Origin of the sequence: Pseudomonas sp. IPO3774, assembly GCF_013386835.1 — a bacterium.
Classification (GTDB): Bacteria; Pseudomonadota; Gammaproteobacteria; order Pseudomonadales; family Pseudomonadaceae; genus Aquipseudomonas.
On the sequence record NZ_JACAQY010000040.1, the window covers coordinates 37,902 to 61,624 of the forward strand.

A 23,723-nucleotide genomic window follows, 5' to 3' on the forward strand; every position below is an offset into this window, starting at 1 on the left:
CATGGAGCATGCAATGGGTGTAAATCAGAACCCACATTTCGGTCTGATTGGGCAGATGTTCAAAAGTGACTACAGTTGGCTTTGCACGCGGGTAAGCCGGGCGATGGGTTGTGCCCATGGGGCTCAGGACATTGCATCGGAGACCTTCCTGCGGGTACTGGCATTGCCCGACCCTTCGCAAATCCGCGAGCCGCGGGCGTTGCTGACCACCATCGCGCGGCGCCTGATGTATGAGGGCTGGCGTCGCCAGGACCTGGAACGTGCCTACCTGGAAGCATTGGCCCAGGCGCCGATGATGGTGCACCCGTCGCCCGAGGAGCGTTTGCTGTTGATCGAGACGCTGCTGGAAGTCGACCGCTTGCTCGACGGTTTGTCGGCCAAGGCCAAGGCGGCGTTTTTGTATCACCAGCTGGACGGTTTGACCTATGCGCAGATTGCCGAGCGCCTGCATGTCTCGGTCAGCCGGGTTCAGCAATACATGGCCGATGCGTTCAAGCGCTGCTACCTGGCGATGACACAGCCATGAGCCACAGCGCGCCGGATGAGGCGATCATCGACGAGGCGGCGCAGTGGATGGCGTTGCTGCAATCCGGGCACGCCAGTGCTCAGGAGCACCAGGCGTTCCGGCGCTGGAGTGAGGGCGACCCACGGCGTGCCGAAATCTTCAACATGATGGGCGGCGTCCCGGCCGTGCTGAACAATGACGAACTGCGCCGCATGCCCCGCGACAGCCTGTTGCACACCCTCAACGCACCGTCGGGCCGCCGGCGCTTCTTGCGCAATACCCTGGCGCTGGTTGGCGTTGTGTCGTTTGGAAGTCTGATCACGCGGCTGTCCGACAGCTGGTTGCCGTTGGGCGCTTTGCGCACCGGTACGGGCGAGCGCCTGAACCTCACGCTGGAGGATGGCAGTGCATTGACCCTGGATGCGCGCAGCAAGGTGCTGACGCATTTCGACGCTCGGCAACGGCTGTTGCAGTTGCTCGACGGCAAGCTGCTGGTCGACGTTTTCAAGGACAGTCTCAGACCGTTTATCGTCGAGACCGAACACGGCCGCATGCGCGCGTTGGGTACGCGGTTTCTGGTACAGCAGGGCGAGGATCGAACCCAAATCACGATGCTGCATTCCCAAGTGGAAATCACCACGCGCGACGGCGCTGTGCAGGTGATCAGTGCCGGCCAGAAAGCCACGTTCAATGCCCACGGCATCCTCGACCTGGAAACCGCCAGCGGCGGCGAGGCCTCGTGGACCCAAGGCTTGCTGGAAGTGCGTGACCGCTCATTGGGTGAAGTGGTGCAAGCCCTGCGTGACTACCGGCGCGGCATCATCCGCGTCAGCCCCGAGGCGGCGAGCCTGAGGCTGAGCGGGATTTTCCCGCTGGACGACAGCCAGGGCGCCCTGCAATTGCTGGCCAAATCCTTGCCGGTGCAGATCGATTATCACAGCCCTTATTGGGTCAGTATCGAGCGCCGATAAAAATAATTTTCCCAGCCCTATAAAACCCCCGCCACTGTTGCACAACCCAATACAGGCCAGGGTGTATCTGCCTGGGAGTGTTGTTTCGGGCCGTTATAAACCCATGCTTTTTTAGCCTAACGGCCGCCTATAAAAAACCCCGACCTGTTGTTCAACCCATCAACGGCATATCAATGATGGGAACCTCAACCATGCAACTCAAACCTCTCAGTCGCGCATCTCTGGCGGCACTGTCTCTGACGATTGGCCTGACTTTGGCGGGACATGGCACGGCGGTGCTGGCACAGCCGCTGTCTGCGATATCGACCGCCCAGACTTTTGATTTTGATATTGCCAGCGGCCCCCTCGACCAAGCGCTGTTGACCCTGTCGCGCAGCAGCGGGCAGATCATTTCCTTCCAGCAAGACCTTGTGCAAGGCCTGACCAGCGCGCCGGTGCGGGGCACCTTCACCACCGAGCAAGCGCTGCGACAGGCACTGCGCGGTGCAGCCCTTGACGCCGTGCCCAGTGGCGACGGCGGTTGGACCCTGCGCCGGGCGGCCAAGCCACCTGCAGCGGCGGTCAAGGCGGCGCCCACGGCGGCGAAAGTCCCGGGTGATGTGGCGTTGGAAAAGGTCGTGGTCACGGGGTCACGCATTGCCCGTGCCCAGGTTGAAGGGCCGTCGCCGGTCACGGTCATCACCGCTGACGAAGTCACCCGCAGGGGCTACAAAAACGTCTACGACGCCATCGCCTCGCAAACCCAGAACACCGGCATGACCCAGGGCGAAGACTACGGCAACACCTTCCAACCGGCCGCCAGTGCCCTCAACCTGCGAGGGCTGGGGCCGAACCACACACTGGTGCTGATCAACGGCAGGCGCGTGGCCGACTACCCCACGGCGTACGACGGCGCGGTCAACTTCACCAACCTGGCGAACATCCCGGCGGTGATGATCGAGCGTATCGAGATCCTCAGCAGCGGCGCCTCGGCGGTGTATGGCTCCGACGCGATTGCCGGGGTGGTGAACATCATCCTCAAAGACAAAATCAGCGGCGTGGACGTCAATCTGCGTGGTGGCGCCGCCGAGCGTGGCGGCGGCGACAACCAGCGCCTGCAGATCAGCGGCGGCGACACCTGGGGCGATTTTGACGGGGTATTCGGCCTGGAGCTGACCCAGCGCCAACCGATCTGGGCCAACCAGCGCGGCTTTATGAGCGACGGCCCGGCCAAGGATGTGGGCTACCGCCGTAACCTCGACAGCGGCGCCTACCTCGGCCCCGGCTGCGGCGCCTATGGCGGTATCTACAACGGCAAGCTCGGTGGCAGCAGCACCCGCTGCACCACCAACCAGTACTACAACGACTACTGGACCTTGCAGGCGCAAAAGGAAAACTATGACGGCTACACGCGCGGCACCTGGCACTTCAGCGACACCGGCAAAGTGTTCGCCGACTTGATGTTTGGCTTTGATCACACGCAGAACAACACGCGCGGCCCAAGCTTCACCTCGCCGGACTTTATCAACCGCAACACCGGTAACCTGGAGCGCTGGTCACGCAACTTTTCCAGCGAGGAAATCGGTGGCAAGACCAGCAACAACAGCAAATGGCGCGAAGTGTCCTGGACCGGCACCCTGGGCCTGGAAGACAAGTTCACCAACAGTGATTGGGGTTATCAGATTGCGGCGAACCGCTCCGAGTACACCAGCGACCGCACCACCCGCTACACGCCTTTGAGCGGCATCCGCGATTACTACCTCGGGCCGCAACTGGGCACGCAGGACGGGCACCCGGTCTTCGCGCCAGACCCTTCGCGGCTGGACCAGCCGCTGACTCCGGAGCAGTGGGATCAGTTTCGCGGCAACCTGGTGCAGAAGAGTAAATCGGTTTCCCAAACCTTCAGCGCCAACATCAACGGCGACCTGTTCGAGCTGCCCGCCGGGCCGGTGGGCTTTGCCGGTGTGACCGAAGTGGGGCGGCAATCCTACAGCGTCGATGTCGACGACCAACTCAATGACGGCACGTTTTACAACACCACGCCGGCCTCCAATTCAGGCGGTTCGCGTGACCGCTACGCCGCGGGTGGCGAGCTGAGCATTCCCGTTACCGACACCTTGCTCGCCTCGGCGGCCGGGCGCTGGGACCAATACAAATTCAGTGGCCGCACCGAGCAACAAAAAACCTACAACCTGGGCCTGGAATGGCGCCCGGTGACCAGCCTGCTGTTTCGTGGTAGCTACGGCACCAGCTTTCGCGCACCCGACCTCAACTACCTCTACCAGGCCGCGACCAATGGCTACACGCCTGACCAGATCGACTATTACGGTTGCAGCAAGGGCGTAGAGGGGGCGTGTGACCGAGGCCGCGTGGATTACACCCAGACCGGTAATTCGGACCTCGCCTCCGAGCGTGGCAAGTCCTGGACGTACGGCTTTGTCTGGTCGCCTTCGCATCAGTTTGATTTCTCCGCCGACTTCTGGCGCGTCGAAATCAAGGACCTGTTGACCACCGTCGACATCAACCGCTTGCTGCAACAGGAAAACCAGTGCCGCAACGGCCAGCTTGATGCGACCACTTGCGCCGACGTCCTGGCACGCATCCAGCGCAATGCCAGCACGGCGGCAGTGGACCCGAACGTGCTGCAACGGGTGCAGGTCAATGCGATCAACGCCGCCAGCGAGCGGGTCAGCGGCCTGGACCTCAAGAGTAATATTCGCTGGGGCGCAGGCCAGTACGGCGCGTTCAGTTCGGCGATTGGCTACAGCCTGGTGCTGTCCCACTACCTCAAGGAATCGGACGATGCGCAAACCCAGAACCTGCGCTCCAGCACCGACAACCACGACTGGCGCAGCAAGGTCAACGCGAGCCTGACCTGGGACTACCAGCACCTCACCACCACGCTGACCGGCATTCGCTACGGCAGCGTGACCAATGGCGCCGGCGATGGGCGCCTGTCGCCCTGGACCACCTTCAACGCCAGCGCCCGTTACCAGGTGAACGAGCAGGCGAGTGTCGGCCTGACCGTCAACAACCTGCTCAATCAGGTCAAGCACGATGACTCCGCCGGCTGGCCGTATTACCCCAGCGGCAACTACGACCCCTATGGCCGCCAGGTCTGGCTGGACGTGAGTTACCACTTCGGCAAGTAGCGCATAAGCACATGCGCTAACGGTCTAACCGGTGCTCTATAAAAACCCTGGCGTCGACGCACAACCCTGCATAAGTGAGCCTTCAGTGTTTTTGGAAAAGGAGTTGAGTTTGTGAGCCTGTTTCGCTTCATGGTGTGGGCACTGCTGACGGGGCTTTGGGTCCCGTCACTGCTCGCTCAACCGACGCACGCTTTGACGGTATACGGCGAAGCGCCCAAGTACCCGGCCAACTTCAAACACCTGGATTACGTCAACCCGAACGCGCCCAAGGGCGGCAGTTTTCGTCGCTCGTCCATGGAAGGCGGGGCGTTTGATCACCTGATCCCGTATGTCGACAAAGGCACCGGCATCACCCAGATCCAGGGTTGGCTCTACAGCCCGTTGGCGTACCGTTCGCAGGATGAGCCGTACACCGTGTACGGGTTGGTCGCGCAAGGCATGGAGCTGGCAGATGACCATTCATGGCTGCGTTTCTACCTCAATCCCAAGGCGCGGTTTGCCGATGGCACGCCCATCACCGCGCAGGACGTGGCCTACACCTTCAAGCTGTTCACCACCGAAGGCAGCCTGGCGTATCGCCAAAGCTTTGCCGATGTGGACCAGGTGCTGGTGGAATCGCCGACCCAAGTGCGGTTCACCTTCAAAAGCGCCGACAATCGCACCTTGCCCCTGGACCTCGCTTCACTGCCGGTGCTGCCGGAACATTGGTGGCAGGGGCGCAATTTCGCCAACGGCGGCGGCTTTGAACCGCCGGTGGGCAGCGGCCCGTACCGTATCAGCAGCGTGGACAACGGCCGCAGTGTCACCTTCGAACGGGTCAAGGACTGGTGGGGGCGAGACCTGCCGGTGACGCAGGGGCAGTACAACTTCGACACCCTGCGGCTTGAATTTTTTGCCGACGGCGACGTGTCGCGCCAGATCCTGCAAGCCCAGGGTTACGACTTCAATCGCGAATTTTCCGCCACCAGTTATTCGGTGGGCTACGACGGCGAGGCTTTGCGCGACGGTCGTCTGCAACGTGAACAACTGGCGCCGAATGCCGTGCAGGGCACCCAGGGTTTTGTGTTCAACCTGCAAAAACCGCAGTTCCAGGACCGCCGCGTGCGCGAGGCGCTGAGCCTGTTGTGGGATTTCGACTGGAGCAACCGGCAGATGATGCACAGCCTGTACCTGCGCCAGCGCAGCTTCTTTTCCCGCAGCGCATTGGCGGCCACCCAGCTGCCGGATGCCCAGGAGCTGGCCATTCTGGAACCCTGGCGCGGGCAAGTGCCGGAGGAGGTGTTCACCCAGGTCTACCAGCCGCCGCGCACCGATGGCAGCGGGCGCATTCGGCCGCAGCAGGCGCAAGCGCTGAAGTTACTGGCCGAGGCGGGCTGGACCCCGCGCGGCGACCAGTTGGTTAACGCCGAGGGCACGCCGTTGCAGTTCACCTTCCTGAATGCCCAGAAAGGCTTCGAGCGTTTGCTGCTGCCCTACAAACGCAACCTGGCGCAGATCGGCATCGGCTTCACGATCCGCATGATCGACTCAGCCCAATACGCCAACCGCGTGCGCGCACGGGACTACGACATGATCGTCAACGGCTACCCGGTCAGCCCATCGCCGGGCCGCGAGCTGACCAACTACTTCGGTTCCGAGAGTGCCGATGACCCTGGCTCCAACAATTACATGGCACTGCGCAACCCGGCGGTGGACGCCTTGATCGATGGCCTTGTCCGCGCCAACGACCGCCCGACCATGGTGCGCTACGCCCATGCCCTCGACCGCGTGTTGCAGTGGGGCTTCTACTGGATTCCCAACTATTACCCGCCGGGCTCGTCCTCGCTGTGGTGGAACCGTTTTGGTCGGCCCCGCACAGCGCCGCTCAATGACGTGGGCATCGACACCTGGTGGGAAGTGAGCCCGACGCCGCTGACCACCGCACAGATGCGTCAACTGACTGAGGCTTCCCAGCATGCTGGCCTATAGCGCGCGCCGTTTATTGCTGATCGTACCAACGCTGGTGTGCATCCTGCTGGTCAACTTTTTTATCGTGCAAGCCGCCCCGGGTGGCCCGGTTGAGCAAGCCATCGCGCGCTTGCAAGGCATCGGCAGCCAAGCGTCGGTGGCCGGCACACGGGTGGAAACCGGCAGCACTGAATCGCGCACAACTCGTGGCCTGGACCCGGCGCTGGTGGCCGATATCGAGCGCCAATACGGCTTCGACAAGCCCCTTGGCGCGCGGCTGTGGTTGATGCTCAGCAGCTACGCGCGGCTGGATTTTGGCGATAGCTTCTTTCGCGGCGCCAAGGTCACCGACCTGATCCTGCAAAAACTGCCGGTGACTTTGTCCCTGGGCTTCTGGGCCACGCTGATCAGTTACCTGGTGTCGATCCCGCTGGGCATCCGCAAGGCCGTGCGCCATGGCAGCCGCTTCGATGTGTGGAGCAGTGCGGCGGTCATTATCGGCCACGCCATGCCGGCGTTCCTGTTCGCCTTGCTGCTGATCGTGGTATTCGGCGGCGGTAGCCTGTTGAACTGGTTTCCGGTGCGCGGCCTGGTCTCGGAGAACTTTGCCAGCCTGTCATGGGCGGGCAAGGTCGTGGACTACTTCTGGCACCTTGTCTTGCCGGTATCGGCGCTGGTGATTGGCGGCTTTGCCACACTGACCATTCTCACCAAAAACAGCTTCCTCGACGAGATCAGCCGCCAGTACGTAGTGACCGCGCGGGCCAAGGGTTTCAGCGAAAAACAGGTGCTGTACAAACACGTGTTTCGCAACGCCATGTTGCTGATCGTGGTTGGCCTGCCCCAGGCGCTCACCGCGATGTTGTTCGGCGGCTCGTTGCTGATTGAAGTGATTTTCTCCCTCGACGGCCTCGGTCGCCTGAGCTACGAAGCGGCAGTGGCACGGGACTATCCCGTGGTCTTTGGCACGCTGTTTATCTTTACCCTGGTCGGGTTGGTCATCAAGTTGCTGGGCGACCTGTGCTACCGCCTGCTGGACCCCCGGCTGGATTTTTCCGCGAGGTCGCATTGATGCCGGTTTTTACTCCGATTACTCGTCGCCGCTGGCTGCACTTCAAGCGCAATCGCCGCGGCTGGTGGTCGCTGTGGATGTTCCTGGCGCTGTTCGCCGTATGTCTGGGTGCCGAACTGCTGGCCAACGACAAGCCACTGGTGATGGCGTACCAGGGCTCACTGTATTTCCCGGCCTTCGAGCGCTACACCGAGCAGGATTTCGGCGGCACGTTGCCGTTTCAGCCGGATTACCGTGACCCTTACGTGCATGAACTGATTGAAGGGCAGGGCGGCTGGATGCTGTTTGCGCCTATTCCGTTCAGCTACGACACGGTCAACTACGACCTCACGACCCCTTCGCCGGCGCCACCCAGCGCGAGCAACTGGCTGGGCACCGATGATCAAGCCCGGGATGTATTGGCGCGGGTGATTTTCGGCACCCGTGTATCGCTGTTATTTGCCTTGGCACTGACCGTGGTGAGCACTTTGATCGGGGTCGCCGCCGGCGCGCTGCAAGGCTATTACGCCGGTTGGGTCGACCTGTTGGGGCAGCGCCTGATCGAGATCTGGTCGGGGCTACCGGTCCTGTACTTGCTGATCATCTTGTCCGGATTTGTCGAACCGGGTTTCTGGTGGCTGCTGGGGATCATGGCGCTGTTTTCCTGGCTGACCCTGGTGGATGTGGTGCGCGCCGAGTTCCTGCGCGGGCGCAACCTGGAGTACGTGAAGGCCGCGCGAGCCCTGGGTGTGGGCGATGTTCAGGTGATGTTGCGGCACATTCTGCCCAACGCGCTGACTGCCACCTTGACCTACTTGCCGTTCATTTTGACCGGGGCCATTTCGACCCTCACCGCCCTGGATTTTCTTGGCTTCGGCATGCCCACGGGCAGTGCGTCCCTGGGTGAGTTGATCGGCCAGGGAAAAAACAACCTGCAAGCCCCGTGGCTGGCGCTGACCGCGTTTTTTACGTTGGCGTTGATCCTGTCCCTGTTGGTGTTTATCGGCGAAGCCTGCCGCGACGCCTTCGACCCCCGATCCTGATAAGCGAGCTGTGCCGTGACTGACGCGTTGATTGAAATTCGTAACCTGAAAGTGGCGTTCGACGGGCACAAAGCGGTGCGTGGCATCGACCTGGATATTCACCCGGGCGAGTGCCTGGCGCTGGTGGGCGAGTCGGGCTCCGGCAAATCGGTGACCGCCCACTCGATCCTGCAATTGCTGCCGCCCCACACCACGCGTACCCAGGGCAGTATTCGCTACCAGGGCGAAGAGCTGCTCGGCGCGCGGCCGGAGCGTTTAAGGCAGATTCGCGGCGATCGCATCGCGATGATCTTTCAGGAGCCGATGACCTCGCTCAACCCGCTGTACAGCGTCGAACGGCAGCTGTCCGAAACCCTGCTGCTGCACAAAGGCCTGGGCGGTGCGGCGGCGCGTGAGCGCGTGTTGGAGTTGCTCGAACTGGTGGGCATCCAGCACCCGCGCCAGCGCCTTGCGGCGTACCCGCATCAGCTCTCCGGCGGGCAGCGCCAGCGGGTGATGATCGCCATGGCCCTGGCTTGCGAACCGCTGCTGTTGATAGCCGACGAGCCCACCACGGCCCTGGACGTGACCGTGCAGCGACGCATTCTTGCGCTGCTCAAAGACCTGCAGCAACGCCTGGGCATGGCGCTGCTGTTGATCAGCCACGACCTCAACGTGGTGCGCAGCATCGCCCAGCGCGTGGCGGTGATGCGCGCCGGCCAGATCGTCGAACAGGCCGACTGCCAGGCACTGTTTGCCGCGCCGCAGCACGCCTACAGCCGGCAGTTGCTCGAAGCCGAGCCAGAGGGCAGGGCGGTGGTGCGTGAAACGGCGGACAACCTGCTGGAGGTGGACAACCTCAAGGTCTGGTTCCCGCAAGGCGGCCTGCTGCGGCGCAAACCGCCGATCAAGGCGGTGGACGGCATCGACCTGCGCCTGCAACGTGGCAAAACCTTGGGCATTGTTGGCGAATCCGGCTCGGGCAAATCCACCCTAGGCCAGGCGATCCTGCGGTTGATCGACGCCCAAGGCAGCATTCGCTTCCAGGGCCAGGCCCTCGACGCACTCAAAGGCAAGGCCCTGCGTCCGTGGCGGCGCAAACTACAGGTGGTGTTTCAAGACCCGTTCGGCAGCCTCAGTCCGCGCATGAGCGTGCAGCAAATCATCGAAGAAGGCCTGCGCGTACACACGGACCTCAATGCTTGCGCGCGCGAAGCTCAAGTGATTGCCGTGTTGCGCGACGTCGGACTCGACCCCGATACGCGTCATCGCTTCCCCCACGAATTCTCCGGCGGCCAGCGCCAACGCATCGCGATCGCCCGCGCACTGGTGATCAAGCCGGATTTGATATTGCTCGACGAACCCACCTCAGCCCTCGACCGCACCGTGCAAAAGCAGGTGGTGAGCTTGCTGCGCAGGTTGCAGGAGGAGCATGGGCTGACGTACTTGTTCATCAGCCACGACCTGGCGGTGGTAAGGGCGTTGGCTCACGACTTGATCGTGGTGAAGGATGGCGTGGTGGTGGAGGCGGGGAGTACCGAGCAATTGTTCGACGCACCGGAGCATGCCTATACGCGGGATTTGCTGGTAGCGTCGTCGTTGAGGAATCGCGAGTAGTACAGCCTAGTGGGCGCTGATCTCACGCTTTACCGTCTGCAGTGCTTCTGCCAACAACCAGTCCCGAAATGTCGCCAACTTGGGCAAGCTCGCACACTCAGGTCGATAAACGACGTAGTAGGCCAGCTCCGATGCAACACTGATGTCTGGAAACAACCGCACCAACCGTCCGCTTGCCAGGTCGTCGTGGGCCATGACGCTGCGTGCAAGTGCGACGCCGTGCCCCTCAACCGCAGCCTGCAACACGGCGGCAGAATTGTTGATTTGCATGCCTCGCAGGGAGAGGGTGTCCTTCGATCCGGCTTTCTGCATCCAGGTTTCCCAGCTCGGAAAACCGCTATGGCTATCCATCGAAAGGTCGTGAATCAACGTCTCCTGTGCCAGGTCACTGGTTTTTTGCAAACGCGAATGCTCGCGCAACAGTTGTGGCGAGCACACCGGATACACCTCTTCGTCCATCAGCTTCTCGGCGGTCAGCCCTGGCCAACGCCCCGTGCCATAACGCACGCCGATATCGATCCGCTGGGCGACGAAATCCACCGGTTTAAGGTTGGTATCCAGACGCACGTCTGTTTCGGGGCACACCGCCTGAAAGCGGTCGATGCGAGGCAACAGCCATTTGGCGGCAAAAGCCGGGCTGACGGCCACGGTCAGTACGCCGCTGATCGAGCCTTCGCTAAGTCGTTCCATCCCCAACGCCAGCCTGTCGAAACCTGCCCGGATGTCTGGCAATGCACGCTCAGCCGCCTCAGTAGGTACAAGCCGTGCCCGACCGCTGCTACCGCGCACAAACAGCGGGCTACCCAGCCAGTCTTCCAGCGTACGGACCAACTGACCGACAGCGGCGGGTGTGACATTGAGTTCGACCGCCGCCGAAGAAAAGCTCTGATGGCGGGCGCTGGCCTCGAAAGCACGCAGGGCGTTGAGATGGACGGGCGATTTCATATCGATAAAGTTTTTCTTTCTGGGGCTGACACTTTATCTCGTTTGTCTGCGGGCCGGAAGAGGAGAAAAATCGCCTCCATGCCGACTGTTGATCTGTTTGATGGGTGAGCGCATAGGCATGCGAGTGCCATTGGAAACAATAGTTTTTCTTCCATTCAAGTCCTGCCTGGCGGCGGGCGCACAGAGAGATTTTCAAGATGAGCAATCAATTCAAGGGCAAGAAGCTGTTGGTCGTCGGTGGCACCAGCGGCATGGGCCTGCAGACGGCGCGCACCGTACTGGCCGAGGGCGGCGGCGTGGTTATCGTGGGCAACCGCCCGGAGAAAACCGAAGCAGCCCGCCAGGAATTAGCTGAACTGGGCCAGGTATGGGCGCTGACCGCCGACCTGTCCGACGACGCCGCCGTCGCTTCGCTGATCAAAACCCTGGACGAGCAGCATTCGGATATCGACCTGCTGGTCAACGCCGCTGGCGTGTTCTTCCCCAAGCCATTCCTGGAGCATTCGGAAGCCGATTACGCCCAGTACATGTCGATCAACAAAGCGACCTTCTTCATCACGCAAAAGGTTGCCGCCAACCTGGTCGCCAAGAACCGCCCGGGCGCGATCGTGAACATTGGTTCGATGTGGGGCAAGCAGGCGATCGCGGCCACACCGTCGTCGGCCTACTCGATGGCCAAGGCGGGCCTGCACTCGCTGACCCAGCACCTGGCGATGGAACTGGGCAGCAAGAACATCCGTGTTAACGCGGTGTCGCCTGCCGTGGTGCAGACCCCTATCTACGAAGGCTTCATTCCAAAAGCCGAAGTGCACAGTGCGCTGCAAGGCTTCAACAGCTTCCACCCGATTGGCCGTGTGGGCACGCCTCAGGATGTCGCCGAAGTGGTTGCCTTCCTCCTCTCGGACAAGGCGGGCTGGGTTACTGGCGCCGTCTGGGACGTCGATGGCGGTGTCATGGCTGGCCGTAACTGACCTGCGCCGCTGACGCACTGAGTTCTTTGCCAGGCGAGACCCCACACCTGGCTTCAATCTGTTTTTGGAGAAAGACCATGATGCAAGACTGGAATGGCTACCGCGACGCCCTGATGGAGCGCGTGGGCGACTACGCTAAACAAAGCCCGGACGTGATGCGCGGCCTGATGATGATCGACAATTCGGCGGTCAAGACGGGGCATCTGGAACCGAAGATCCACGAGCTGATCGCATTGGCGGTGGCTGTGACCACGCGCTGCGACGGGTGTATTTCCGTTCACACCAAGAAGGCGGTCGAGCACGGTGCCACGCTTGAAGAAATCACCGAAGCCCTCGGTGTGGCGATTGCCCTGAACGCGGGTGCTGCACTGACGTACTCGGCACGCGTCGTCGAGGCCTATCAACAACTGCCCAGTCAGTAAGCCCTATCGATATGCACCGCCCACCCACGGACGGGTTGGCCGGTGTCTTTGTCCCCGTTTGGATAACCCTCATGCTGATCAATGCCGATTTCACTCGCCGCGCCATCGTGGCGTCCCAGCAGTGTCAATGGGTGGCTTCGCCCCAGGATGGCGTCGAGCGCGTGATGCTGGATCGCGTGGGCGCGGAACAAGCCCGTGCCACCAGCCTTGTGCGGTATGCCCCTGACTCCCGTTTCCCTCGCCACCCCCATCCCGGGGGAGAGGAGATTCTCGTGTTGTCGGGGACCTTCTCCGACGGGAGTGGGGACTACCCGGCGGGCTGGTATTTGCGCAATCCCCCCGGGTCCAGCCATCAACCCTCCAGCGCCGAGGGCGCTGTCATTTTCGTCAAGCTTCAGCAGATGCAGGGACGCGAGCAGCGCCATGTGCGCATTGATACCCGTGACCCTGCCGCGTGGCGTCGGGAGGGCCGGCGCGAGGTTTGCACGCTGTTCCGTAATGAAACGGAGCAGGTCTGTCTGCAACGTCTGGCACCGCATGACGCGATTTTCGAGACACGGCCTGATGGCGCTGAACTGCTGGTGCTGGCGGGCAACGTGACGCTGGATGGAAAGGCATACGAGTGCGGCAGTTGGGTGCGCCTGCCTGCTGGTGAGTCTGCGAACCTCTACGCTGGCGACCAAGGCGCCACCCTGTACCTCAAAACGGGCCACCTGGCCGATGTGGCGGCAGAGGAATGAGCATGCACACGGTACGCATTGCTATCGTTGGCGCTGGTTTGAGCGGCCTGTACGCCGCCTACCTGCTGGAACGCCAGGGCATCACCGATTATGTGTTGCTGGAGGGGAGGGAAGTCGTCGGCGGTCGTATTGCGTCCATCGACGCCACCGGCCAGGCCATTACCCACATTGCAGCGAACATCGACGGCATCGACCGCTTCGACCTGGGCCCTACCTGGTTCTGGCCTGGCTACCAACACGAGCTTGGCCGGCTGGTGGAGGCCTTGGGCCTGGAGCAGTTTGAGCAGTTCGAGGAGGGCGACATGATGGTGGAGCGCTCACCCGAGGAGCCTGCTGTGCGCATGCGTGGCTACGTGAACTCGCCCGCGTCCATGCGCCTGGCCGGTGGCATGGGGCGCTTGACCGAAGCCCTGCGAGATAAGCTCGCCCCGGCAAACATCATCACCGGCCACACGGTGCGCCGACTTCGCAAACACCATGGCTGTATCGAGCTTGAGAGCGAAAACGCCGCAGGCCATGTCAGTGCCTGGCAGGCCGAGCATGTCTTGCTGGCGCTGCCGCCTCGACTGGTCGAAAGCACCATCGCATTCGAACCGGCCTTGCCTGCATCGCTGGCCCTGCAGTGGCGTGAAACGGCGACGTGGATGGCACCTCAAGCCAAGTATGTCGCCATCTATGACACACCGTTCTGGCGAGAGCAGGGGTTGTCCGGTGAAGGCCGCAGTGCACGTGGGCCACTGGGTGAAATCCATGACGCCTCCATGCCGGGTGGCAGCGCAGCGCTGTTTGGCTTCCTGGGCGTGCCGGCGCGTGTACGCAGCAGGGTCTCCGACGAGGTATTGCGCACGCACTGCCGTGCGCAACTGGTCCGGATGTTTGGCCCTCTGGCGGCGACGCTCAAGGCCGAAGCCATCAAGGACTGGGCGCAAGACCCGCTTACGGCCACTGCAGTCGATGTAAATGCCGCGGCCCAGCATGCCCGAGCGCCCTCGGCCAAGGCAACTTCGGGACCCTGGCAGGGATGCCTGACAGGCATCGCCAGCGAGTGGTCGCCGCAGTTTTCCGGCTATTTGGCCGGGGCCGTCGAGGCCGCCGGCCTGGGCGTGAAGGCGTTGACTGAACATGCCAGTGCGGCTGCGTTGAATCCATCGAAGCGTTGACCTGAGATCGCAAGGCAAGACGGCACTCGTTGTTGTTTCGGCCTGACACTTTTCCATTTTTTTATCTTTTCAGGAGCCGAGGGCTATGAACGCTACATACCGTGCCATGCAAGTCACCCGACCGGGCTTTCTGGAGCTGGTTAACCGTCCAACAACTGCCCCTGGTAGTGGGCAGGTGCTGATTGCCGTGGAGGCCTGCGGCATCTGTGGTGCCGATATTGGCGACATCGAAGGGGCAGACCCTGCACTGCAGCCGCCGCGTGTGCCGGGTCATGAAGTGGTCGGCCGCATCGCCGCGCTGGGCGAGCACGTTCCATCGCTCTGGAAAGTCGGCCAGCGTGTGGGCGTGGGCCGCCTGGGCGGGCCTTGCGGCGAATGTGTACCGTGCCGCCAGGGGCACTTTCAGCTGTGCCAACACCAGCCCTTTGTCGGCGCTACTTGCGACGGTGGTTATGCCGAAATGATGCTGGCGCGAGCCTCCGGGTTGGTATCGATTCCTGACGAACTCCTTGCCGAGGAAGCCGCGCCGTTGCTTTGCGCCGGCATCGCCACGTTCAATGCGTTGAAGAAGTGCGGTGCGCAGGCGGGCGATACGGTTGCCATCTTTGGTATTGGCGGCCTGGGGCATATGGCCCTGCAGTACGCGCGCCGGATGGGGTTTCGCGTGGTTGCCATCGGGCGCGGCACTGATATCGCCGACGACGCATTGAACCTCGGAGCACATGTCTACATCGACACCCATGAAGAAGACGCGGCGACGAAGCTCAAGGAAATGGGCGGCGCTCAGGCCATCGTGAGTACGATCAGCGCCCCTGCTACCGTATCGGCGCTCATGGCCGGGCTCGCACCACAAGGCCGTCTTGTTCTGCTTGGAGCGGGCAAAGATCCGTTGCCGGTGTCGACCGGCCACCTGGTCGTGGGTGAGCGCAGCCTGCTGGGTTCGATCACCGGCTCGCCCTACGAAAACGAAAGGACCCTGGATTTCAGCGTGCTGGCTGACGTACGCCCGAGGATCGAAGTGATGCCCTTCGAACAGGCCAATGAAGCCTACCAACGGATGAAGTCCGGCGACGTCAAATTCCGCATGGTATTGAGCATCGCAGGTGAGCACGCCGCTGCGCGCATTGACCCGTGATGACGAACTTGCTGTAGGTACTCGACACCCATGAAGAACCATGATCTCAACACTGCCCCAACAGACTGCCGATGCCGACGGCTGAAGAGCTTGGAGGAGGGTGTCCGCTCGGAATTGGCCATGCACCTCTGTAGGCATTAGCAATGCCTCGGCCAATCTGGGACTGCAATTCGACGGGTCGCTGATCCTGCTGGGGCTTGGTGGGATTTTGGATTGCTGGGCGCGTCCGCACTGATGCTGGAAATGCCATCGGCATGAAGAGAAAGCACGCGTTCAATCGCTCAACGATTTCATCGTGTTCGGCGTGATGGCGGTCGGGTCTTTTTCGTCGAGTGGGCTGCTGTCGGCTTATGGCTGGAATACAGTGCTGTGGGTTTCGCTTTTACCGCTGGTGTTGGCTGTCGTCGCGCTGGCACTGACTGTCCCCAAGTACATGGCCGGTCGGTTTGATCTGAAAGGGCAAGGTGCGTTAGCCACTCGAGCGCATTTCCCGCTCAAGCAAATCCCGGGCGCTATACGTCATTTAACAAGTGGGCGATGTCAGATGTTCATAAGCAGATCAGTAGCTCAATAATACTGATTCAGTACGCCTCAAATGATCGCAACTGTTCATCGATTGATGTTCATAGACCGAGTTTTCCGAGGCCCGCGTTAGCCTCGTGCCGCGGGTTACACGTGAGCACTAGATCATCGGTAACGCCGCGATCAATTTCCCGTATCCGCACGTGTTGGCATTTCTTGTCGTACTGGAATCGTGATTCGGGGGGCAAGGTGTCCCTTGCTGGCAACCATTTTCCGGAGTCACATCGTTTTTTGGTGACGCCGGGATCTTGGATGCTACTTAGCAGCTAGCCAAAAAACGGATACCGGGGTGAGGGAGTCAGCGATCTTCGATGGGGGGATGAGTGCAAGCGTGGACTACGTGCGTGAAAACTTTTGGCTGGAAGTCCCGGTATTTTGCCGTCCTGTGGGCAGCAAGGCTAAAGTGTAGCTGTTCAAGGTTGACCTAAATCTGTTCCTCGAAGGGCAGCTCTTACTGCAAATAAGAAGAGGGTTTCGGCTGAGGTACTCTCCCTAATATCCGTTCGCTTTTCGTTTTTCAGACTACTCCTAAATATTTAACGACTTGTATCACGGTATTGTCTTGAGAAGGCCTACTGCACCACTTTGATGAGGGAATTATAACCACAGAATTTTATTTAAAGCCAAACCCTGTTGCAGCGATAAAAACGCTATTGAAGTTACCAAGTGGCGCCCTGCTTCTTGGTTGTCCGCACAAAAAAGTCGCAGTGCTGGCCTGTGATAAATATATTAATGCGGAGCTCGAATCCCGAAATGATCAAGTTGCTTTCTGCCTATAAAAAATAAAAAACCGATGACACGCATTTAGAAATAATTACATGTTCGAGGGGAGCATAATGAGTATTTCAGATCATGATTCAAGTCGTATAAAAAAACATCTACTCACAGCACGACAATGGAGGCTCACACCCATCACTTGGGCTGTTACCTTGTTGATGAGCGAGGCAGGCGTGGCTTTTGCGCAAGAAGCGCCAGCAGCCAATAATCCCTATACGTCTCAGGTGCTTGAAGCTGCGTTCAGGAAAGCCGTTGCCTCGTTTGGCCCCAAAACCGACGTATATAAGGGGCTGCGGTTTAAAGACGCGGAGATCGTCGATTTAGCGGCCAAGGATTTTGCCGCCCAGTCCGGCAAGTTTGACTCGGCCCTCAAGCAGAACTACGAACTGCAACCAGAAAACCTGACCATCAGCGCCATGCTTGGTGATACCAAGCGGCCGTTGGACTACGACTCGCCTCTGGACAAATACCGCAGCCGGTTGTTCAGCAACAACGGCCGTTACACCACCGATATTCTCGATTTTTCCAAGGCAATCATCTCCAATCTGCCCGCCGCCAAGCCCTATGTCTATGTAGAACCGGGCGTCAGCAGCAACCTCAACGGGCAACTGAATGCAGGTCAATCCTGGGCGGGTGCTACACGTGACTGGAGCGCCAACGCACAAACCTGGAAGACTCCGGAAGCCCAGGTTAACTCTGGCCTGGACCGCACCAATGCATACTATGCTTATGCCTTGGGCATCACCGGTAAGGGCGTGAATGTCGGCGTGCTCGACTCGGGGGTCCTCGCCGAGCATTTTGAGTTCCAGGGCAAGAATGCCCAGGGCCAGGACCGGGTGCAGACGGTGACTTCTACCGGCGAGTACTACGCTACCCATCCGCGCTACCGTCTTGAAGTGCCCAGCGGCGAGTTCCAGCAGGGTGAACATTTCAATATCTCAGGAGAATATGACCCGGCGTTCAACGATGGCCACGGTACGGAAATGTCCGGCGTGCTTGGGGCCAGCCGCAATGGCACCGGTATGCACGGCATTGCCTTCGATGCGAATATCTTTGTCGCCAACACAGGTGGCAGCGACAACGATCGGTACCAAGGCTCCAATGACCTCGACTACAACGCCTTCATGGCCAGCTACAACGCCCTGGCCGCAAAGAATGTGTCGATCGTCAACCAGAGTTGGGGGCAAAACTCGCGCAACGATGTAGAGAACCACTTCGGCAATGTCGGCGACAGCGCGGCGGACAACTTGCGCGACATGACCGCCGCTTATCGCCCGTTTTGGGACAAGGCCCACGCCGGGCAAAAAACCTGGATGGACGCGATGGCCGACGCAGCACGGCAAAACACGTTCATTCAGATCATTTCTGCGGGTAACGACAGCCACGGGGCCAACCCGGATACCAACGCCAACCTGCCGTTTTTCAAACCCGATATCGAAACCAAATTCCTTTCGATCACCGGTTACGACGAGACCAGCGCTCAGGTCTACAACCGTTGCGGCACGTCGAAGTGGTGGTGTGTGATGGGCGTTTCGGGGATTCCATCCACGGGGCCGGAAGGCGAAATTATCCCAAATGCCAACGGCACCTCGGCCGCCGCGCCGAGCGTCTCCGGGGCGTTGGCGCTGGTGATTCAGCGCTTCCCTTACATGACCGCCAGTCAGGCCCGCGATGTGTTGCTGACCACCTCCAGCCTGCAAGCGCCGGACGGTCTGGACACGCCCGTGGGTACCCTGTACGGCGGCCGCACCTACGGCAAACTGCAACCGGTGCACGACGCTGCGCGGGGTACGCCGCAGGTACCGGGAGTGGTCAGTGGCTGGGGCTTGCCCAACCTGCAAAAAGCCATGCAGGGGCCGGGGCAGTTCCTCGATTCGGTGGCGGTGGCCTTACCCACCGGTACTCGTGACATCTGGGCTAACCCGATTTCCGATGAGGCGATCCGCGCCCGTCGGCTAGAAGACGCTGCCGAGCAGGCAACCTGGGCGGCCACCAAACAGCAAAAAGGCTGGCTCAACGGCCTGCCGGCCAATGCCTCGGCTGACGATCAGTTCCAATATGAAATCGGCAACGCGCGGGAGTTGGCTATGCTGGCGCGTGCCAAGGACCTGCTCACCGGCACGACCTATGTCGGTAGCCTGGCCAAGTCGGGGGACGGTGAACTGGTGCTGGAAGGCCAGAACACCTATTCGGGCAGCACCTGGGTACGCGGCGGCAAGCTGTCGGTCAATGGCTCGCTGACCTCTGGCGTGACCGTGGATGGCAGCGCCGTAGGCACCGTGAACGCGGACAACGGCGTGACAACCACCCTGGGCGGCACACTGGCCGGCAACGGTACGGTGGGGGCCTTGACCGTCAATACTGGCGGCCGTGTGGCGCCAGGTCATTCGATCGGCACGCTGCACACCGGCGATGTGACGTTCAACCCGGGCTCGGTGTACGCCGTGGAAGTGGGCCCCAATGGCCGGAGCGACCAGATCCAGAGCAGCGGTGTCGCCACACTCAACGGTGGTGCGGTGACGGTGTCCCTGGAAAACAGTCCCAACCTGTTGACCTTCACCGAGACACGTAGCTTGCTGGGCCAGCAGTTCAACATCCTCAGCGCCAGCCAAGGCATCAATGGCCAGTTTTCGGCGATCTCGCCCAATTACCTGTTCATCGGTACCCAGCTCAATTACCAACCGAACCAACTGACCCTGGCGGTAGCACGCAACCAGACGACCTTCGCCAGCGTCGCGCAAACGCGTAATGAACATGCAGTGGCGACAGTGGCCGAAACATTGGGCGCCGGCAGCCCGGTGTATGAAAGCCTGCTGGCTTCCGACTCGGCAGCCCAGGCGCGGGAGGCGTTCAAACAACTGTCGGGGCAACTGCAATCGGATGTGGCGGCGGCGCAAATGGCCGACAGCCGTTACATTCGCGAAGCCGTCAACGGCCGCCTGCAACAGGCTCAGGCGCAGGACTCCAGCGCGCAGATCCTGGCCACCGACAACGGCGGCTGGGTGCAACTGCTGGGCGGTCGCGATAACGTCAGCGGTGACAACAATGCCAGTGGCTATTCGTCGTCCACCAGCGGCGTGCTATTGGGTCTGGACACGGATGTAGGCGATGGCTGGCGCGTGGGTGCGGCCACCGGCTACACCCAGAGCCACCTCAATGGCGAGTCGTCGGCCTCGGCGGACAGCGACAACTATCACCTGTCGATCTACAGCGGCAAACGTTTCGATGCGATTGCCCTGCACTTGGGCGGTGCCACCACCTGGCACCGTCTGGACACCTCACGGCGCGTGGTTTACGCCAGCCAGTCGGACCATGAACGAGCCGACTACAGCGCACGCACCGATCAAGTGTTCGCCGAGATCGGTTATACCCAGTGGGCCGCGTTCGAACCCTTTGCCAACCTGACCTACCTGAACTACCAGAGCGATTCGTTCAAGGAGAAAGGTGGCGCCGCGGCCCTGCATGCCAGCAAGCAAAGCCAGGATGCAACGCTCTCCACCCTGGGTCTGAGGGCTCACACCCAACTGCCGGTCAGCAGCACGTCGGCGGTGACCTTGCGTGGCGAGTTGGGCTGGGCACATCAGTTCGGTGATACCGATCGTGAGGCTTCGCTGAAATTCACTGGTAGCGACAACGCCTTTGCGGTCAATAGTGTGCCGGTGGCTCGCGACGGTGCGATCATCAAGGCCAGTGCGGAAATGGCCCTGACCCAGGACACGCTGGTGTCGTTGAGCTACAGCGGTTTGCTGTCCAACTGCGGTAACAACAACGGGATCAACGCGGGCTTTACCTTCCGCTTCTAACCCAGGGAAGTTGTCCAGCGATAATCTGTGGTGAGGGAGCAAGCTCCCTCGCCACAGTGATGCATGGAATAAACAGCCCTGCGCAAAATTGACTCACAGGTTTACAATTGTCGCTCCTGATCAGGAGTATCCCTGTGCTGACTCCGGTTAGATGCGAGTCAAGCGCCTTGATATCCCCACATGAAAAGGTAGATGGTGCGACCGCTCATTCCGAACTTACTCCAGGTTGCTGATTACACTAATCTTGCGACGGGCGATAAGTTCAGGTTCATTTCACCATGTATTCCACAGTTTATAGCGGCGTTGATAAAAGTCTCCGCGTCGATGCGCTCCAATGAGGTAGGCGCTCCAGTTCTTAGCAGGTAGTACTGCTCATTGGCACACACCAACTTTTCTCCGCCTCCTATTGAATCCAGCTCATTGCAGCAACGAAAGATTCCACGTACCTGGAGCCAAACTTTTCGTTCGGTACGTTGTACAGCAGAGCATTCGCCCGCCGCATTGAAAATGCAGATTCCTTGGTCATACTACATGTCGTAACTACTATTGAATTTCCTATAGCGGCGGTACTGCATTGCGACGATGACAGTTACAGCCACAGTTGACACTTAAAGGCAGCATTAAAACCTACTCTCTGGCATCCGATGCGTAATAGTCGACTTATGGATGAGGAGGGCGAGGCAGTTCCTATCGGAACACCTTATACCGGTTTTGATGAGCCGTTGATTCCTGTGCGTTCCGCGCCGACATGGCAGTACTAGCTCCACCTAAGCAGAGTGCGCGCTGATTTGTTTATTCGTCGCCATTGGTTCAAAGCAGCAAGCTGAATAATTTAGGTGTAGTCCTATAGAACCCTATGATGGTCTTTGCTTAAGTATGTTGTCTTATTAAACATCAAGCGATATTCAAGTTGGATAAATTACCTCCCCGCCTTAAATTTGTCTTTCTGTCCCTTCGTCACGTGGTGCCGATCCTGGGACTTGCCGCCATAACCGTGCAGCCATCCCTAGTGGGGAGTGAACGTCAGGTCAAACCGACGGACGGCACCCAGACTCTGGTATTCGTGCGCCACGCCGAAAAACCCAGCGAGGGATTGGGGCAGCTGAACTGCCAAGGGCTCAATCGCGCCCTGGACCTCGCTATAATGCTGCCTGAGCGTTTCGGCAAAGCCGACTACGTGTTCGCTGCCAACCCCTCGCGATATGTTAAGGAGGGGCGTCAGGACCAACGCTATAGCTATATTCGCCCGCTGATGACTATCGGCCCCAGCGCCATCCGCCTTGGCCTGTCGGTAAATATCGACTTTGGGGCAAACGACACTGACGAACTGGCGGACGAGCTACTGCGCAAGAAATATCACAACGCGACGGTCTACACCGCCTGGTCTCGTGGTTATCTCCCGGAACTGATCAATGCCGTAGCAGGCAAGGCCCTTGGTGAGGAGGGGATGATCGCCGAGGATTGGAGGCGTGATGATTTCGACACGCTATATGTATTAACCCTGACCTGGCGCGATGGCAAGGCGAGCCTGTACAGCCAACGCCTGCTCCAGGGCCTCAACCATGGTGAGCCTACTTGCCCAGCCTGATTCGCGGATTACTGCCGGGCTTTGGAGCCGATACCGGGATGACTGGTGGCTTGCGGTGTACAGGGAAGGGTACGACCGGCGGGTAGTAGCGAGACACTGATCTGCCACTCTTCGAGCGTCAGGCGCAGTTGCTCGAATACGTCGTCGCCGTAATAGCTCTCAGGCTCCGGTGGCGAGCGCGCGTATGAATTCGTCCACCTCCAGAGGTAACGACAAGGCAAAGCCCTGTCCCGTGCGGTACCCGTACTTGAGCAACGCCTCAACCTGCGACGAAGATTCAATCCCTTCGGCGATGACATCCAGGTCCATGGCCTGGCCTATCGAAATCGCCGCGCAGACTGCCGCACAACAGCCGCAGTCATCGGCCATACCTTGTACGAAGCGGCCATCAATTTTGAGTTTGGAAAATGGCATTTGAGTCAACAGGTCTATCGAAGCAAAGCCACACCCAAAATCGTCCATTGCAATCGGAAAGCCCCACATGCGCAGAGAACCCAACTCCATCGACAAGGCAAGCCAATCATGAACTGGCACATCTTCCGTCAATTCGATCGTCAGCAGTGAAGTGGGCACGTCTGCTTCTCGAAGCCTTCGCGCGAGTGATTGACCAATCCCAGTCGTGGATAATATCGAGGCTGATGCATTTACCGCTATCGGCACCGCAATACCTTGACGGTGCAGATCGCTCAACAGCGCTATCACTCTAGTCAGCACTGTGTGGAAGAGCAGTAGCTCCACACCGGCTTGGCGGGCCAACGGCACAAAGGTTGCCGGCGCAATATTACCTTTGGATACATGGTTCCAACGCGCCAGCGCTTCGGCACCTACGATCTCGCCGGTTTGCAGGTTGAGTTGTGGTTGCAGCACTATTCTGAGGTCGATATTGGCCATCAGGGCGCGCATCAGCTCAACTGCGCTGGGCGCTTGATTTTTGCTGTGCTGGCCTGGCCCGACATGAGTGCTCTCCAAGAGCGCGCAGGCGACATTCATATCGATATTTGCACTAGCCAAGTCGAAGAGCAGGACTTTTACACCCGCACGTCCGGCTACTCGTGCATGCCATTCCAGGGAATTCTGCTCCTGTGCGTTGTACCATATGACAACAGGCAAATTCGACAATATGCATTGCCGCCTAAGATCCAGCAGCAATGACGGCAATGCTAGCCCCTCGGTACGCTCCGCCGAGATACTGTTCAGCACGACGTCAAACCGTCGCGTGGCCAGTACAATTGCAGCTGCACTCAAGTTCGCTACGAACTGCGCCTCGTAGGTGAAAGATGGGCTGTAGCCGATAACGTCAACTGCTCCTACAATCAGCACCTGAGGCAAAGTTTTGTAATGCTCCGTCTGCATCGG

At 60.1% G+C, this 23,723-nt stretch carries 16 protein-coding genes; 14 read left to right on the forward strand and 2 right to left on the reverse strand.

What is annotated here, in order from left to right:
* Positions 1-13 precede the first annotated feature (13 nt).
* The 7 genes from HYE77_RS22025 to HYE77_RS22055 all read left to right on the forward strand — a co-directional run bounded on the left by HYE77_RS22025 (position 14) and on the right by HYE77_RS22055 (position 10,244).
* On the forward strand, positions 14-526 hold the full coding sequence (locus HYE77_RS22025; RefSeq protein ID WP_177069331.1) for a sigma-70 family RNA polymerase sigma factor: 513 nt from the start codon (positions 14-16) through the stop codon (positions 524-526).
* On the forward strand, positions 523-1,476 hold the full coding sequence (locus HYE77_RS22030) for a FecR domain-containing protein (RefSeq protein WP_003217682.1): 954 nt from the start codon (positions 523-525) through the stop codon (positions 1,474-1,476). The genes HYE77_RS22025 and HYE77_RS22030 overlap by 4 nt, the downstream gene beginning before the upstream one ends.
* 191 nt (positions 1,477-1,667) lie before the next feature.
* Complete coding sequence (locus HYE77_RS22035; protein ID WP_102604327.1) at positions 1,668-4,607, forward strand: TonB-dependent receptor; 2,940 nt, start codon at positions 1,668-1,670, stop codon at positions 4,605-4,607.
* Positions 4,608-4,736: 129 nt separating this feature from the next.
* The gene (locus HYE77_RS22040) at positions 4,737-6,575 is read left to right on the forward strand and encodes an extracellular solute-binding protein (protein ID WP_177029058.1); all 1,839 of its coding nucleotides are present in this window, start codon (positions 4,737-4,739) and stop codon (positions 6,573-6,575) included.
* Positions 6,562-7,626, forward strand: coding sequence for a microcin C ABC transporter permease YejB (locus HYE77_RS22045; RefSeq protein ID WP_003217676.1), 1,065 nt, complete (start codon positions 6,562-6,564; stop codon positions 7,624-7,626). Before HYE77_RS22040 ends, HYE77_RS22045 begins: the two co-directional genes overlap by 14 nt.
* Complete coding sequence (locus HYE77_RS22050) at positions 7,626-8,648, forward strand: ABC transporter permease (RefSeq protein WP_166742170.1); 1,023 nt, start codon at positions 7,626-7,628, stop codon at positions 8,646-8,648. Before HYE77_RS22045 ends, HYE77_RS22050 begins: the two co-directional genes overlap by 1 nt.
* A gap of 15 nt (positions 8,649-8,663) precedes the next feature.
* Positions 8,664-10,244, forward strand: a complete 1,581-nt coding sequence (locus HYE77_RS22055; RefSeq protein ID WP_177042032.1) for an ABC transporter ATP-binding protein — start codon at positions 8,664-8,666, stop codon at positions 10,242-10,244.
* Between the two features lie 6 nt (positions 10,245-10,250).
* On the opposite strand, the gene gcvA is transcribed toward HYE77_RS22055, so the two are convergent.
* A complete protein-coding gene (gcvA, locus tag HYE77_RS22060) occupies positions 10,251-11,189 on the reverse strand; it encodes a transcriptional regulator GcvA (protein ID WP_177029039.1) in 939 nt (312 codons plus the stop codon).
* A 197-nt stretch (positions 11,190-11,386) separates the two neighbouring features.
* Here gcvA and HYE77_RS22065 point away from each other — a divergent pair, with 197 nt between their 5' ends.
* From HYE77_RS22065 to HYE77_RS22095, 7 genes are all read left to right on the forward strand, one after another.
* On the forward strand, positions 11,387-12,160 hold the full coding sequence (locus HYE77_RS22065; RefSeq protein WP_177069332.1) for an SDR family NAD(P)-dependent oxidoreductase: 774 nt from the start codon (positions 11,387-11,389) through the stop codon (positions 12,158-12,160).
* Positions 12,161-12,240: 80 nt separating this feature from the next.
* Positions 12,241-12,582 carry a carboxymuconolactone decarboxylase family protein gene (locus tag HYE77_RS22070; protein WP_218169017.1) on the forward strand — a complete coding sequence of 114 codons (342 nt, stop codon included), beginning with the start codon at positions 12,241-12,243 and terminating at the stop codon, positions 12,580-12,582.
* Positions 12,583-12,653: 71 nt separating this feature from the next.
* Positions 12,654-13,322, forward strand: coding sequence for a cupin domain-containing protein (locus tag HYE77_RS22075; RefSeq protein WP_177029037.1), 669 nt, complete (start codon positions 12,654-12,656; stop codon positions 13,320-13,322).
* Positions 13,323-13,324: 2 nt separating this feature from the next.
* Positions 13,325-14,482 carry an FAD-dependent oxidoreductase gene (locus HYE77_RS22080; RefSeq protein WP_218169015.1) on the forward strand — a complete coding sequence of 386 codons (1,158 nt, stop codon included), beginning with the start codon at positions 13,325-13,327 and terminating at the stop codon, positions 14,480-14,482.
* A gap of 85 nt (positions 14,483-14,567) precedes the next feature.
* Positions 14,568-15,617 carry an alcohol dehydrogenase gene (locus HYE77_RS22085; protein ID WP_177022817.1) on the forward strand — a complete coding sequence of 350 codons (1,050 nt, stop codon included), beginning with the start codon at positions 14,568-14,570 and terminating at the stop codon, positions 15,615-15,617.
* 1,517 nt (positions 15,618-17,134) lie between these two features.
* Positions 17,135-20,779, forward strand: a complete 3,645-nt coding sequence (locus tag HYE77_RS22090) for an autotransporter domain-containing protein (protein WP_256347458.1) — start codon at positions 17,135-17,137, stop codon at positions 20,777-20,779.
* 973 nt (positions 20,780-21,752) lie between these two features.
* A complete protein-coding gene (locus tag HYE77_RS22095) occupies positions 21,753-22,367 on the forward strand; it encodes a histidine phosphatase family protein (RefSeq protein ID WP_371316584.1) in 615 nt (204 codons plus the stop codon).
* 159 nt (positions 22,368-22,526) lie between these two features.
* On the opposite strand, the gene HYE77_RS22100 is transcribed toward HYE77_RS22095, so the two are convergent.
* Entirely contained in the window at positions 22,527-23,720 is a 1,194-nt protein-coding gene (locus HYE77_RS22100; RefSeq protein ID WP_177069333.1) for an EAL domain-containing protein, read from the reverse strand.
* Positions 23,721-23,723 lie beyond the last annotated feature (3 nt).

Bases quoted from the DNA above. Each gene is read 5' to 3' on its own strand.
- gcvA (WP_177029039.1), bottom strand. From the start codon at position 11,189: ATGAAATCGCCCGTCCATCTCAACGCCCTGCGTGCTTTCGAGGCCAGC.
- HYE77_RS22040 (WP_177029058.1), top strand. From the start codon at position 4,737: ATGGTGTGGGCACTGCTGACGGGGCTTTGGGTCCCGTCACTGCTCGCT.
- HYE77_RS22045 (WP_003217676.1), top strand. From the start codon at position 6,562: ATGCTGGCCTATAGCGCGCGCCGTTTATTGCTGATCGTACCAACGCTG.
- HYE77_RS22070 (WP_218169017.1), top strand. From the start codon at position 12,241: ATGCAAGACTGGAATGGCTACCGCGACGCCCTGATGGAGCGCGTGGGC.
- HYE77_RS22030 (WP_003217682.1), top strand. From the start codon at position 523: ATGAGCCACAGCGCGCCGGATGAGGCGATCATCGACGAGGCGGCGCAG.
- HYE77_RS22065 (WP_177069332.1), top strand. From the start codon at position 11,387: ATGAGCAATCAATTCAAGGGCAAGAAGCTGTTGGTCGTCGGTGGCACC.
- HYE77_RS22085 (WP_177022817.1), top strand. From the start codon at position 14,568: ATGAACGCTACATACCGTGCCATGCAAGTCACCCGACCGGGCTTTCTG.
- HYE77_RS22100 (WP_177069333.1), bottom strand. From the start codon at position 23,720: ATGCAGACGGAGCATTACAAAACTTTGCCTCAGGTGCTGATTGTAGGA.
- HYE77_RS22080 (WP_218169015.1), top strand. From the start codon at position 13,325: ATGCACACGGTACGCATTGCTATCGTTGGCGCTGGTTTGAGCGGCCTG.
- HYE77_RS22035 (WP_102604327.1), top strand. From the start codon at position 1,668: ATGCAACTCAAACCTCTCAGTCGCGCATCTCTGGCGGCACTGTCTCTG.
- HYE77_RS22025 (WP_177069331.1), top strand. From the start codon at position 14: ATGGGTGTAAATCAGAACCCACATTTCGGTCTGATTGGGCAGATGTTC.
- HYE77_RS22090 (WP_256347458.1), top strand. From the start codon at position 17,135: ATGAGCGAGGCAGGCGTGGCTTTTGCGCAAGAAGCGCCAGCAGCCAAT.
- HYE77_RS22075 (WP_177029037.1), top strand. From the start codon at position 12,654: ATGCTGATCAATGCCGATTTCACTCGCCGCGCCATCGTGGCGTCCCAG.
- HYE77_RS22050 (WP_166742170.1), top strand. From the start codon at position 7,626: ATGCCGGTTTTTACTCCGATTACTCGTCGCCGCTGGCTGCACTTCAAG.